This window comes from Pseudomonas sp. NFX15 (genome assembly GCF_049132105.1).
GTDB lineage: Bacteria > Pseudomonadota > Gammaproteobacteria > Pseudomonadales > Pseudomonadaceae > Aquipseudomonas.
On the sequence record NZ_JAFMPV010000021.1, the window covers coordinates 23,968 to 37,380 of the forward strand.

A 13,413-nucleotide genomic window follows, 5' to 3' on the forward strand; every position below is an offset into this window, starting at 1 on the left:
CCCTCACGCTAGTTCGTCGTGCATTGTCATTACTTGTTACCCGAAACCCTCTAGCCGGAGCTTTCAACCTGTAAAGCAGTTGAACATGCCTTGGCTTTGGCCTTGGGCGCGCAGCCTTTGCAGTGATATAGTTCGCCGCCAGTTCGGCCTGCCCGGGAGGGATGTGCTTTCGTCAGAAAGTCAGGCGTCCGAGTGAGAGGCTGCATCGCAAGGAGTTTAGATGAGTGCCGATAACGCCTACGCGGTCGAGCTGAAGGGACTGTCCTTCAAGCGCGGTGCGCGCAGCATTTTCAACAATGTCGATATCCGTATCCCGCGTGGCAAGGTCACCGGCATCATGGGGCCATCCGGGTGCGGCAAGACCACGCTCTTGCGCCTGATGGGTGCCCAGTTGCGGCCGACCAAGGGCGAAGTCTGGGTCAATGGACAGAACCTGCCCAAGCTATCGCGCAGCGATCTGTTCGATGCTCGCAAGCACATGGGTGTGCTGTTTCAGAGCGGCGCCCTGTTTACCGACCTCGATGTCTTCGAGAACGTCGCGTTTCCGCTGCGCGTCCACACGCAACTGCCCGAAGAAATGATCCGCGACATCGTCCTGCTCAAATTGCAGGCCGTTGGCTTGCGCGGCGCGATCGAGCTGATGCCCGACGAGCTGTCCGGCGGCATGAAGCGCCGTGTGGCCCTGGCCCGGGCGATTGCGCTCGACCCCCAGATCCTCATGTATGACGAGCCCTTCGTTGGCCAGGACCCCATCGCCATGGGCGTTCTGGTGCGCCTGATCCGTTTGCTCAACGATGCGCTGGGCATCACCAGCATCGTGGTCTCTCACGACCTGGCCGAGACCGCGAGCATTGCCGACTACATCTACGTAGTGGGCGACGGCCAGGTATTGGGGCAGGGCACGCCGGACGAACTGATGAATTCGGATGAGCCGCGTATCCGTCAGTTCATGACCGGTGAGCCTGACGGCCCGGTGCCGTATCACTTTCCAGCGACGGATTACCGCGCAGATCTTCTGGGGAAGCGCTGATGCGCAGAATTTCATTGATAGAGCGCGTGCGTCGCTTTGGCCAGGCCGCCATCGATGCGGTGGCGGTGTTCGGGCGTTCGACGCTGTTCCTGTTTCATGCCTTGCTCGGCCGTGGCGGCATCGGTGGCGGTTTCGGGTTGCTGGTCAAGCAGTTGCATTCGGTGGGCGTGATGTCCCTGGTGATCATCGTGGTCTCCGGGGTGTTCATCGGAATGGTGCTGGCCTTGCAGGGCTTCAACATTCTTTCCAGCTATGGTTCCGAGCAGGCTGTTGGGCAGATGGTTGCGCTGACCTTGCTGCGTGAGCTGGGGCCGGTGGTGACCGCGTTGCTGTTCGCCGGGCGTGCGGGTTCGGCGTTGACCGCCGAAATCGGCAACATGAAGTCCACCGAGCAGTTGTCCAGTCTCGAAATGATCGGTGTCGACCCGCTCAAGTACATCATCGCGCCCCGCTTGTGGGCCGGTTTCATTTCCCTGCCGGTGCTGGCGATGATTTTCAGCGTGGTGGGGATCTGGGGCGGCTCGTGGGTGGCAGTCGACTGGCTGGGGGTCTACGAAGGTTCCTACTGGTCGAACATGCAGAACAGCGTGACGTTCACCGACGATGTGCTCAACGGGATCATCAAAAGCGTCGTCTTTGCCTTTGTCGTGACCTGGATTGCCGTATTCCAAGGCTATGACTGCGAACCCACTTCCGAGGGGATCAGTCGTGCCACCACCAAGACCGTTGTGTATGCCTCGTTGGCTGTACTCGGCCTGGACTTTATTCTGACCGCCTTGATGTTTGGAGATTTCTGATGCAAAACCGCACCCTGGAAATCGGTGTCGGCCTTTTCTTGCTGGCTGGCATCCTGGCTTTGCTGTTGTTGGCGTTGCGGGTCAGTGGCCTGTCCCCGAGCCCGAGCACCGACACCTATAAACTTTACGCCTACTTCGACAATATCGCCGGTTTGACGGTCAGAGCCAAGGTGACCATGGCCGGTGTGACCATCGGCAAGGTCACGGCCATCGATCTGGATCGCGACAGCTTCACTGGTCGGGTAACCATGCAACTGGAAAAACGCGTCGATAATCTGCCGGTCGACTCCACTGCATCTATCCTCACCGCGGGCCTGTTGGGCGAGAAGTACATTGGTATCAGCGTGGGTGGGGAGGAGACCCTGCTCAAGGATGGTGGAACCATCCATGACACCCAGTCGTCGCTGGTCCTTGAAGACCTGATCGGTAAATTCCTGCTCAATACCGTTAGCAAAGACGCCAAATGAGGAGCTGTTAAATGATCTCTACCTTGCGACGTGGCCTGTTGGTACTGCTTGCGACGCTGCCGTTGGTGGCTAACGCCGTAGCGGCGCCTTCGGCGCATGACCTGGTCCAGGACACTACCAACCGGTTGCTCGACGACCTGAAGGCCAACAAAGAGAAGTACAAGCAGGATCCGGCCGATTTCTACGTCGCGCTCAATACCATCGTCGGGCCTGTCGTGGATGCCGAGGGTATTTCCAAGAGCATCATGACGGTCAAGTATTCGCACAAGGCTACGCCGGCGCAGATGAAGACCTTCGAAGAGAACTTCAAGAAGGGCCTGTTCCAGTTCTATGGCAATGCCTTGCTCGAATACAACAATCAGGGCATCACCGTGGATCCGGCCAAGGATGAGTCGGGCAACCGCACCAGCGTTGGCATGACGGTCAAGGGCAGCAATGGTGCGATCTATCCGGTGTCCTACACCATGGAAAAGATCAACGGCGAGTGGAAGCTGCGTAACGTGATCATCAACGGCATCAACATCGGCAAGCTGTTCCGCGATCAGTTCGCCGATGCCATGCAGCGCAATGGCAATGACCTGGACAAGACCATCAATGGTTGGGCCGGGGAAGTGGCCAAGGCCAAGGAATCCACCGAGAAACAAACCCAATGAGTGACTCGGCAGTCCGGATGGACGAATCTGGCGAGTTGCTCCTCAGCGGCGTGCTGGATTACCGCACCGGCCCTGGCCTGCGTGAGCAGGGCCGGGCGCTGATCAAGGCCAGCCAGGCTACGTCGCTGGTGGTCGATTGTTCGGCGGTGACCAAGTCCAGCAGTGTCGGTTTGTCGCTGTTGCTGTGCTTTATCCGCGATGCGCAGACGGCCGGCAAGGCCCTGAGCATCCGCGGGATGCCGGAAGACATGCGCGAAATCGCCCAGGTCAGCGAGCTGACCGAGCTGTTGGCGCATCCCTAATCCACATCTATACAGAAGCCCCCCGTCAGAGTCCTGCTTCGCGGGGTTCGCAGGCGCGGGGCTTTTTTGTATGATGTCCGACCCGTGCGCACAGGGCGCCGATTGAGGTTGAGCATGCAGGCCGTAGAAGTTAAGAGCTTTCTCGAAGGAAAGCTGCCCGGAACGAAAGTAGAAGTCGAGGGCGAAGGCTGCAATTTCCAGCTGAACGTGATTAGCGATGAACTGGCGGCATTGAGCCCGGTGAAGCGTCAGCAGCAGGTCTATGCCCATTTGAACCCGTGGATTACCGATGGCAGCATCCACGCGGTCACAATGAAATTTTTCAGCAGCGCGGCCTGGGCCGAGCGCACCTGAGCCCAAGGGCGTCGAGATTCTTATGGATAAACTGATTATTACCGGTGGCGTTCGTCTTGATGGCGAAATCCGCATCTCCGGGGCAAAGAACTCTGCCCTGCCGATCCTGGCCGCCACTTTGCTGTGCGATGGCCCGGTGACCGTGGCCAATCTGCCGCACCTGCACGACATCACCACCATGATCGAGCTGTTCGGCCGCATGGGCATTGAGCCGGTGATCGACGAGAAGCTCGCCGTCGAAATCGATCCGCGCACCATCAAGACCCTGATCGCACCGTACGAACTGGTTAAAACCATGCGTGCGTCGATCCTGGTGCTCGGCCCGATGGTTGCCCGTTTCGGCGAAGCCGAAGTCGCCTTGCCTGGTGGTTGCGCCATCGGTTCGCGTCCGGTTGACCTGCACATCCGTGGCCTGGAAGCCATGGGCGCGATCATCGACGTCGAAGGTGGCTACATCAAGGCCAAGGCGCCTGAAGGCGGCCTGCGCGGTGCGCAATTCTTCTTCGATACCGTCAGCGTGACCGGTACCGAGAACATCATGATGGCCGCGGCCCTGGCCAAGGGTCGCAGCGTCCTGCAAAACGCCGCGCGCGAACCGGAAGTGGTCGACCTGGCGAACTTCCTCAACGCCATGGGCGCCAAGGTTTCCGGCGCCGGCACCGACACCATCACCATCGATGGCGTCGAGCGTCTGCACACCACCACTTACAAAGTGATGCCAGACCGTATCGAAACCGGCACCTACCTGGTGGCCGCGGCAGTGACCGGCGGCCGTGTGAAGGTCAAGGACACCGATCCGACGATCCTCGAAGCCGTCCTGGAAAAACTCCGTGAGTCGGGTGCCGAAATCACCTGCGGCGAAGACTGGATCGAGCTGAACATGCACGGCAAGCGACCGAAAGCCGTCAACGTGCGCACCGCGCCGTACCCGGCGTTCCCGACCGACATGCAGGCGCAGTTCATCTCCCTCAACGCCATTGCCGAAGGCACGGGCGCTGTGATCGAGACGATCTTCGAAAACCGTTTCATGCACGTGTACGAACTGCACCGCATGGGCGCCAGGATCCAGGTCGAAGGCAACACCGCCATCGTCACCGGCACCGAGAAACTCAAGGGCGCGCCAGTGATGGCAACCGACCTGCGTGCGTCGGCCAGCCTGGTGATCTCGGCCCTGATCGCCGACGGCGACACCCTGATCGACCGCATCTACCACATAGACCGTGGCTACGAGTGCATCGAAGAGAAACTGCAAATGCTGGGCGCCAAGATCCGTCGCGTTCCGGGCTAGTTATTGCAGAGGGGGCACAGGGACGTGCCCATTGGTTTTGTTTCAAGTCGAGCCGGTTTCCGGCTCGATGTGTGTCCGGCGCCATTTGCGACCGGGCATGAGTACCTTGATAAGGACTGACGTTTCCCATGTTGACCATCGCACTGTCCAAGGGCCGCATCCTTGACGACACCTTGCCGCTTCTGGCTGAAGCGGGCATCGTGCCGACCGAGAATCCGGACAAGAGCCGCAAGCTGATCATCCCCACGACCCAGGACGACGTTCGCCTGCTGATCGTGCGTGCCACCGATGTGCCGACCTATGTCGAGCATGGCGCCGCTGACCTGGGCGTTGCCGGCAAAGATGTGCTGATGGAATACGGCGGCCAGGGCCTGTACGAGCCACTGGACCTGCAGATCGCCCAGTGCAAGCTGATGACCGCCGGTAAAGTCGGCGCGGTCGAGCCCAAGGGCCGCCTGCGCATCGCCACCAAGTTCGTCAACGTTGCCAAGCGCTACTACGCCGAACAGGGTCGTCAGGTCGACATCATCAAGCTGTATGGTTCGATGGAACTGGCACCGCTGATCGGACTGGCAGACAAGATCATCGACGTGGTCGACACCGGTAACACGCTACGGGCCAACGGCCTGGAGCCACAGGATTTCATCGCCGCCATCAGCTCCCGGCTGATCGTCAACAAGGCTTCGATGAAAATGCAGCACGCCCGTATCCAGGCGTTGATCGACACCCTGCGCAAGGCAGTGGAGTCTCGACACCGCGGCTGATTCACCTGCGCGACGTTGAGTCGCGCCCGTCTATCCGCCTCATAGCCAGAATTCTCAGGTGCCCAAGCGGAAACGACTGCTACGTTAGGGCGCCTGAGTTTTTTGCCAATCCTATGAGGCTCTCGCTATGACCGCACTGACTGCAATTCGCCGACTCAACGCTGCTGACCCGGATTTCGCGCATCATCTGGATCATCTGCTGAGCTGGGAAAGTGTGTCTGACGACTCGGTCAATCAGCGAGTGCTGGACATCATCAAGGCCGTGCGCGAGCGTGGCGATGCGGCATTGGTGGACTTCACCCGTCAGTTCGATGGCCTGGACGTGAAGTCCATGGCTGACCTGATCCTGCCGCGCGAGCGCCTGGAGCTGGCACTGACGCGCATTTCCGTCGAGCAGCGCGAAGCGCTGGAAGTTGCCGCTGCCCGTGTGCGCAGCTACCACGAAAAGCAGAAACAGGATTCCTGGAGCTACACCGAGGCCGACGGCACCGTGCTGGGCCAGAAAGTCACGCCGCTGGACCGCGCCGGCCTGTACGTACCGGGCGGCAAGGCGTCGTACCCGTCGTCGGTGTTGATGAACGCGATTCCGGCCAAGGTCGCTGGCGTCACCGAAGTGGTCATGGTCGTGCCGACCCCGCGCGGTGAAATCAACGAACTGGTATTGGCGGCAGCATGCATCGCCGGTGTCGACCGCGTGTTCACCATCGGTGGTGCCCAGGCCGTTGCCGCACTGGCTTATGGCACCGAAAGCGTGCCGCAGGTCGACAAAGTCGTCGGCCCGGGCAACATCTATGTCGCGACCGCCAAGCGCCACGTGTTTGGCCAGGTCGGTATCGACATGATCGCCGGCCCGTCCGAGATCCTCGTGGTGTGCGACGGCCAGACCGATCCGGACTGGATCGCCATGGACCTGTTCTCCCAGGCCGAGCACGACGAAGACGCCCAGGCGATCCTGGTCAGCCCGGACGCCGAGTTCCTCGACAAGGTCGCCGCGAGCATCGCCAAGCTGATGCCGACCATGGAGCGTGCCGCGATCATCGAAACCTCGATCAACGGCCGTGGTGCCCTGATCAAGGTGCGTGACATGGAGCAGGCCATCGAAGTGGCCAACCGCATCGCGCCAGAACACCTTGAATTGTCGGTTGCCGATCCACAGGCCTGGCTGCCGAAAATCCGCCACGCCGGGGCGATCTTCATGGGCCGTCACACTAGCGAGGCATTGGGTGATTACTGCGCAGGGCCCAACCACGTGTTGCCGACTTCCGGCACCGCGCGGTTCTCCTCGCCGCTGGGTGTGTATGACTTCCAGAAACGCTCGTCGATCATCTTCTGCTCCGAGCAGGGTGCGTCCGTTCTGGGCAAGACCGCTTCCGTGCTGGCCCGTGGCGAGTCGCTGACCGCCCACGCCCGCAGCGCCGAATACCGCATCGTTGACGACAAGCAGGTGAAATGAACATGAGTAAATTCTGGAGCCCATTCGTCAAGGATCTGGTGCCTTACGTGCCGGGCGAGCAGCCGAAACTGACCAAGCTGGTCAAGCTCAACACCAACGAAAACCCGTACGGCCCGTCGCCCAAAGCGCTGGCCGCCATGCAAACCGAACTGAACGACAACCTGCGCCTGTACCCGGACCCCAACAGCGACCTGCTCAAGCAGGCCGTCGCCACCTACTATGGCGTGCAGGGCAACCAGGTGTTCCTCGGCAACGGTTCCGATGAAGTGCTGGCGCACATCTTCCACGGTTTGCTGCAACACGATCAGCCGCTGCTGTTCCCGGACATCAGCTACAGCTTCTATCCGGTGTACTGCGGCTTGTACGGCATCCACTTTGACGCCGTGCCGCTGGACGAGCAATTCCAGATCAACCCGGCGGACTACGCCAAGCCGAACGGCGGGATCATTTTCCCCAACCCGAACGCACCGACCGGTTGCCTGCTGGCGCTGGAAGCGGTCGAGCAGATTCTCCAGGCCAGCCCGGATTCGGTGGTCGTGGTGGACGAGGCCTACATCGATTTCGGTGGTGAAACGGCGATCAGCCTGGTGGACCGTTACCCTAACCTGCTGGTCACCCAGACCCTGTCCAAGTCCCGCTCCCTGGCCGGTCTGCGGGTGGGCCTGGCGGTTGGCCATCCGGATCTGATCGAAGCGCTGGAGCGCATCAAGAACAGCTTCAACTCCTATCCGCTGGATCGCCTGGCGATTGTGGGGGCAGCGGCGGCATTCGAAGATCGCGAATACTTCGACAAGACTTGCCAATTGGTGATCGACAATCGCGAGAAGGTGATCGGGCAGTTGCAGGCCAAGGGCTTTGAAGTGCTGCCATCAGCGGCCAACTTCATTTTCGCCCGTCATCCCAAGCATGACGCGGCGGGCCTGGCGGCCAAGTTGCGCGAGCAGGGTGTGATCGTGCGTCACTTCAAGCAGGAACGGATTGCCCAGTTCCTGCGGATTTCCATCGGCACCCCCGAGCAGAACCAGGCGCTGATCGACGGCCTCGGCGATCTCTAAATCACCTCTATCCCCTTGTGGGGGATTTTATGCCTGGGGGTTTCCCCCAAACATGGAATCTCCCCCAGGACAGGTGACGTCTGTTTAGTTTTCTTCCTTGTCCTTGACCGGTGCCGGCGGCGGACGCAAGCCGATCTCTGCGGTCAATTTAAGCTCCTTGCCATTGCGCATCACCTGGATCGTGACCTTGTCGGTCGGCTTGATCCGTGCCACCTGATTCATCGAGCGACGGCCATCGCCAGCCGGCTCGCCATCGATCGCAAGAATCACATCACCCAGTTGCAGGCCAGCCTTTTGCGCCGGACCATCGCGGAAGACCCCGGCCACGACAATGCCCGGGCGCCCGGACAAGCCGAACGACTCGGCCAGCTCCTGGGTCAGCGGCTGTACTTCAATGCCCAGCCAGCCACGAATCACCTGGCCGTGCTCGATGATCGACTTCATCACTTCCATCGCCAGCTTCACCGGGATCGCGAAGCCGATGCCCTGGGAGCCGCCGGACTTGGAGAAGATTGCCGTGTTGATGCCGGTGAGGTTGCCGCTGGCATCGACCAATGCGCCGCCGGAATTGCCGGGGTTGATCGCGGCGTCGGTCTGGATGAAATCTTCGTAGTTGTTCAGGCCCAGTTGATTGCGCCCGGTGGCGCTGATGATGCCCATGGTCACGGTCTGGCCGACGCCGAACGGGTTGCCGATGGCCAGCGCGACGTCGCCGATGCGGATGTTGTCGGAGCGCCCCACAGTGATCGCTGGCAGGTTTTTCAGGTCAATCTTCAAAACTGCGAGGTCGGTTTCCGGGTCGCTGCCGATCACCCGCGCCAGGGTTTCGCGGCCGTCCTTGAGCGCGACCACGATCTGGTCGGCGCCGCTGGTCACGTGATTGTTGGTCAGGATGTAGCCTTCCGGACTCATGATCACGCCGGAGCCGAGGCTCGATTCCATGCGTTTTTGTTTGGGCGAGTTGTCGCCGAAGAAGCGGCGGAACTGCGGATCTTCAAACAGCGGGTGCGCCGGTTTGTTGATGACCTTGGTGGTGTAGAGGTTCACCACCGACGGCGCGGCAGTGGTCACCGCATCGGCATACGACACCGGGCCCTGCTGCACGCTGGTGGTTTGCGGTGCTTGTTGCAGGTTCACGTCGAGGCTCGGAAGCCCGACCCACTGCGGGTAACGCTGGATTATCAAAAGAGCGACAAGCACGCCGGCCAACAGCGGCCAGCCGGAAAAACGCAGCGCCTTGAGCATTAAGCACGTCCTGAGAGAGTTGCAGGCGGAATGAGACCGCTCATAATGACGCGCATTATACGAGGCCGCACGCGCCTCTGAACGGGATATTTAGGAGTCTTTTATGGCCGTCGCCCTGACCACCCTGGTCGAAGAAGCCGACCGTTACCTCAACAGCGCCAAAATCGCCGATTACTGCCCCAACGGCCTGCAAGTCGAAGGCCGTCCGCAAGTGAGCCGCATTGTCAGTGGCGTTACCGCGAGCCAGGCTTTACTGGATGCGGCAGTGGAGGCCAACGCCGACCTGGTGCTGGTGCACCACGGTTATTTCTGGAAAGGCGAGAACCCGTGCATCACCGGCATGAAGCAGCGTCGCTTGAAGACGTTGCTCAAGCACGACATCAGCCTGCTGTCCTATCACCTGCCGCTGGACCTGCACCCGGACGTGGGCAACAACGTGCAGCTCGCGCGCCAGCTCGACATCACCGTCGAAGGCCCGCTGGATCCGGATAACCTGAAGGTCGTCGGCCTGGTTGGCTCGTTGAATGAACCGGCGACCCCGCGGGATTTCGCCCGCCGCGTGCAGGAAGTCATGGGGCGTGAGCCGCTGTTGATCGAAGGCAGCGCGATGATCCGTCGCGTCGGCTGGTGCACCGGTGGCGGCCAGGGGTACATCGATCAGGCGATACAGGCCGGGGTCGACCTGTACCTCAGCGGCGAGGCGTCCGAGCAAACCTTCCACAGCGCCCGGGAAAACGACGTCAGCTTCATCGCCGCCGGTCACCACGCCACCGAGCGTTATGGCGTCCAGGCGCTGGGCGACTACCTGGCGCGCCGCTTTGCGCTGGAGCACATCTTTATCGATTGCCCAAACCCGATCTGATACGCATCCCTGTAGGAGCGAGCCTGCTCGCGATGGTCGTCAACGATAACGCTGGGAGCCTGACACCCCGCGGTGTTCTCAGGCTCATCGCGAGCAGGCTCGCTCCTACAGGGAACGCGTTTGGCCCAAACGCGGGGGCATATTCATATGCTCTTTCGATCTAGTTGGCGTCCTGATTAGAAGTAGGCGCTGTGCTAGGATCCCCGCTCGAACACGGCCCGCTGGCCGTTCATAAGAAAGCTTTCGTGAGTAGCCATGGTCGACAAACTGACGCATCTGAAACAGCTGGAGGCGGAAAGCATCCACATCATCCGCGAGGTAGCCGCCGAGTTCGACAACCCGGTGATGCTGTACTCCATCGGTAAAGACTCCGCCGTGATGCTGCATCTGGCACGCAAGGCGTTCTTCCCGGGCAAGCTGCCGTTTCCGGTGATGCACGTCGACACTCGCTGGAAATTCCAGGAGATGTACGCCTTCCGCGACAAGATGGTTGCCGAGCTGGGCCTGGACCTGATCACCCACGTCAATCCGGACGGCGTGGCGCAGAACATCAACCCGTTCACCCATGGCAGCGCCAAGCACACCGACATCATGAAGACCGAGGGCCTGAAGCAGGCACTCGACAAGCATGGTTTCGACGCAGCCTTTGGCGGCGCCCGTCGCGATGAAGAGAAATCCCGCGCCAAGGAGCGCGTGTACTCGTTCCGCGACAGCAAGCACCGCTGGGACCCGAAGAACCAGCGTCCCGAGCTGTGGAACGTGTACAACGGCAAGGTCAACAAGGGCGAGTCGATTCGCGTATTCCCTTTGTCGAACTGGACCGAGCTGGACATCTGGCAGTACATCTACCTGGAAGGCATCCCGATCGTTCCGCTGTACTTCGCCGCCGAGCGTGAAGTCATCGAGAAGAACGGCACGCTGATCATGATCGACGACGAGCGCATCCTCGAACACCTGAGCGATGAAGACAAAGCGCGGATCGTCAAAAAGAAAGTGCGTTTCCGTACCCTTGGCTGCTACCCGTTGACGGGCGCGGTGGAGTCCGAGGCCGAAAGCCTGACGGATATCATCCAGGAAATGCTCCTGACGCGAACTTCCGAGCGCCAGGGCCGTGTCATCGACCACGATGGCGCAGGCTCCATGGAAGACAAAAAACGTCAGGGTTATTTCTAAGGGGTTGTCATGTCGCACGTATCTGATTTGATCAGCGAGGACATCCTCGCCTACCTGGGCCAGCACGAACGTAAAGAGCTGCTGCGCTTTTTGACCTGCGGTAACGTCGATGACGGCAAGAGCACCCTGATCGGGCGCCTGCTGCACGATTCCAAGATGATCTACGAGGATCACCTGGAAGCGATTACCCGCGATTCGAAAAAAGTCGGCACCACCGGCGAAGACATCGACCTGGCGTTGCTGGTCGACGGCCTGCAGGCCGAACGTGAGCAAGGCATCACCATCGATGTTGCGTATCGCTATTTCTCCACCGCCAAACGCAAATTCATCATCGCCGATACCCCAGGCCATGAGCAGTACACCCGCAACATGGCCACCGGTGCCTCTACCTGTGACCTGGCGATCATCCTGGTCGACGCCCGCTACGGCGTGCAAACCCAGACCCGTCGCCACAGCTTCATCGCCTCGTTGCTGGGCATCAAGCACATCGTCGTGGCCATCAACAAGATGGACCTCAAGGGCTTTGACCAGGGCGTGTTCGAGTCGATCAAGGCCGACTACCTGCAGTTCGCCGAAGGCTTGAAGCTCAAGCCGACCAGCATGCATTTCGTGCCGATGTCCGCCCTCAAGGGCGACAACGTGGTAAACAAATCCGAGCGCTCGCCGTGGTACACCGGCCAGTCGCTCATGGAAATCCTCGAGACAGTGGAAGTGGCGGGCGACCGCAACTTCACCGACCTGCGTTTCCCGGTGCAGTACGTCAACCGTCCGAACCTGAACTTCCGTGGCTTCGCCGGTACGCTGGCCAGCGGCATCGTCAAGAAAGGCGACGAAGTCGTGGTGCTGCCGTCGGGTAAGAGCAGCCGCGTGAAGTCCATCGTCACCTTCGAAGGTGAGCTGGAGCACGCAGGTCCTGGTCAAGCGGTGACGCTGACCATGGAAGACGAAATCGACATCTCCCGTGGCGACCTGTTGGTGCATGCCGACAACGTGCCGCCGGTGACCGACAGCTTCGAAGCCATGCTGGTGTGGATGGCTGAAGAACCGATGCTGCCGGGCAAGAAATACGACATCAAGCGCGCCACCAGCTACGTGCCAGGCTCCATCGCCAGCATCGTCAACAAGGTCGACGTCAACACGCTGGAAGAAGGCCCGGCCAGCGCGTTGCAGCTCAACGAAATCGGCAAGGTCAGGATCGCGCTCGATGCGCCGATTGCCCTCGACGGTTACGACAGCAACCGCACCACCGGCGCGTTCATCATCATCGACCGCTTGACCAACGGCACCGTTGGCGCCGGCATGATCGTCGCCCAGCCATTGGCTCACGGCAGCGCCACGCACCACGGCAAACTGGCCCATGTGGCTACCGAAGAACGTGCACTGCGCTTCGGCCAGCAGCCGGCCACCGTGTTGTTCAGCGGTTTGTCGGGCGCGGGCAAAAGCACCTTGGCGTATGCCGTTGAACGCAAGCTGTTCGACCTGGGCCGTGCGGTGTTCGTGCTCGATGGCCAGAACCTGCGTCACGACCTGAACAAAGGCCTGCCACAGGATCGCGCCGGGCGTACCGAGAACTGGCGTCGTGCCGCGCACGTAGCGCGTCAGTTCAACGAAGCCGGTCTGCTGACATTGGCCGCTTTCGTAGCACCAAGTGCAGAAGGACGCGAGCAGGCCAAGGACTTGATCGGCAGCGATCGTTTGCTGACCGTGTACGTCCAGGCTTCGCCAGCCGTGTGCGCCGAGCGTGATCCGCAAGGTCTGTACGCGGCCGGTGGCGACAACATCCCGGGCGAATCCTTCCCGTACGATGTGCCGCTCAATGCCGACCTGGTGATCGACACCCAGTCGCTGTCGCTGGAAGACAGCGTCAAGCAAGTGCTGGATCTGCTGCGCAAGCGTGGCGCGATCTAAGCGTTAGGCGGAAACGAAAAACCCGCCGATGAGTGATCATCGGCGGGTTTTTTTGTGCCTGT

Annotated in this window: 14 protein-coding genes; 13 read left to right on the forward strand and 1 reads right to left on the reverse strand. The window is 60.6% G+C overall.

Going from position 1 to position 13,413, the window contains the following annotated elements:
- The first annotated feature begins 220 nt into the window (after positions 1-220).
- The 10 genes from J1D76_RS20345 (at position 221) to hisC (ending at position 8,163) form a co-directional block, all read left to right on the forward strand.
- Entirely contained in the window at positions 221-1,030 is an 810-nt protein-coding gene (locus J1D76_RS20345; RefSeq protein ID WP_008001295.1) for an ATP-binding cassette domain-containing protein, read from the forward strand.
- Positions 1,030-1,827, forward strand: coding sequence for a lipid asymmetry maintenance ABC transporter permease subunit MlaE (mlaE, locus tag J1D76_RS20350; protein WP_421140135.1), 798 nt, complete (start codon positions 1,030-1,032; stop codon positions 1,825-1,827). Before J1D76_RS20345 ends, mlaE begins: the two co-directional genes overlap by 1 nt.
- Entirely contained in the window at positions 1,827-2,294 is a 468-nt protein-coding gene (gene mlaD / locus J1D76_RS20355) for an outer membrane lipid asymmetry maintenance protein MlaD (RefSeq protein ID WP_421140136.1), read from the forward strand. Before mlaE ends, mlaD begins: the two co-directional genes overlap by 1 nt.
- 11 nt (positions 2,295-2,305) lie before the next feature.
- Complete coding sequence (locus J1D76_RS20360; protein WP_421140137.1) at positions 2,306-2,947, forward strand: MlaC/ttg2D family ABC transporter substrate-binding protein; 642 nt, start codon at positions 2,306-2,308, stop codon at positions 2,945-2,947.
- Entirely contained in the window at positions 2,944-3,249 is a 306-nt protein-coding gene (locus J1D76_RS20365) for an STAS domain-containing protein (RefSeq protein ID WP_421140138.1), read from the forward strand. The genes J1D76_RS20360 and J1D76_RS20365 overlap by 4 nt, the downstream gene beginning before the upstream one ends.
- 114 nt (positions 3,250-3,363) lie before the next feature.
- On the forward strand, positions 3,364-3,603 hold the full coding sequence (locus J1D76_RS20370; protein WP_421140140.1) for a BolA family protein: 240 nt from the start codon (positions 3,364-3,366) through the stop codon (positions 3,601-3,603).
- 22 nt (positions 3,604-3,625) lie between these two features.
- On the forward strand, positions 3,626-4,891 hold the full coding sequence (murA, locus tag J1D76_RS20375) for a UDP-N-acetylglucosamine 1-carboxyvinyltransferase (RefSeq protein WP_421140141.1): 1,266 nt from the start codon (positions 3,626-3,628) through the stop codon (positions 4,889-4,891).
- A 128-nt stretch (positions 4,892-5,019) separates the two neighbouring features.
- On the forward strand, positions 5,020-5,655 hold the full coding sequence (hisG, locus tag J1D76_RS20380) for an ATP phosphoribosyltransferase (RefSeq protein ID WP_007970278.1): 636 nt from the start codon (positions 5,020-5,022) through the stop codon (positions 5,653-5,655).
- A gap of 127 nt (positions 5,656-5,782) precedes the next feature.
- Positions 5,783-7,108: a histidinol dehydrogenase gene (gene hisD / locus J1D76_RS20385; protein ID WP_421140143.1), complete on the forward strand. Its 1,326-nt coding sequence runs from the start codon at positions 5,783-5,785 to the stop codon at positions 7,106-7,108.
- Positions 7,109-7,110: 2 nt separating this feature from the next.
- The gene (hisC, locus tag J1D76_RS20390) at positions 7,111-8,163 is read left to right on the forward strand and encodes a histidinol-phosphate transaminase (protein ID WP_421140144.1); all 1,053 of its coding nucleotides are present in this window, start codon (positions 7,111-7,113) and stop codon (positions 8,161-8,163) included.
- An 84-nt stretch (positions 8,164-8,247) separates the two neighbouring features.
- Here hisC and algW read toward each other — a convergent pair whose 3' ends face one another.
- A complete protein-coding gene (gene algW / locus J1D76_RS20395; protein ID WP_421140145.1) occupies positions 8,248-9,408 on the reverse strand; it encodes a Do family serine endopeptidase AlgW in 1,161 nt (386 codons plus the stop codon).
- Between the two features lie 103 nt (positions 9,409-9,511).
- On the opposite strand from algW, the gene J1D76_RS20400 reads away from it, so the two are divergent.
- The 3 genes from J1D76_RS20400 (at position 9,512) to cysN (ending at position 13,351) form a co-directional block, all read left to right on the forward strand.
- Complete coding sequence (locus J1D76_RS20400; RefSeq protein WP_421140146.1) at positions 9,512-10,270, forward strand: Nif3-like dinuclear metal center hexameric protein; 759 nt, start codon at positions 9,512-9,514, stop codon at positions 10,268-10,270.
- Between the two features lie 255 nt (positions 10,271-10,525).
- Positions 10,526-11,443, forward strand: coding sequence for a sulfate adenylyltransferase subunit CysD (cysD, locus tag J1D76_RS20405; protein WP_007970286.1), 918 nt, complete (start codon positions 10,526-10,528; stop codon positions 11,441-11,443).
- A gap of 9 nt (positions 11,444-11,452) precedes the next feature.
- A complete protein-coding gene (gene cysN, locus J1D76_RS20410; protein ID WP_421140148.1) occupies positions 11,453-13,351 on the forward strand; it encodes a sulfate adenylyltransferase subunit CysN in 1,899 nt (632 codons plus the stop codon).
- Positions 13,352-13,413: the final 62 nt, after the last annotated feature.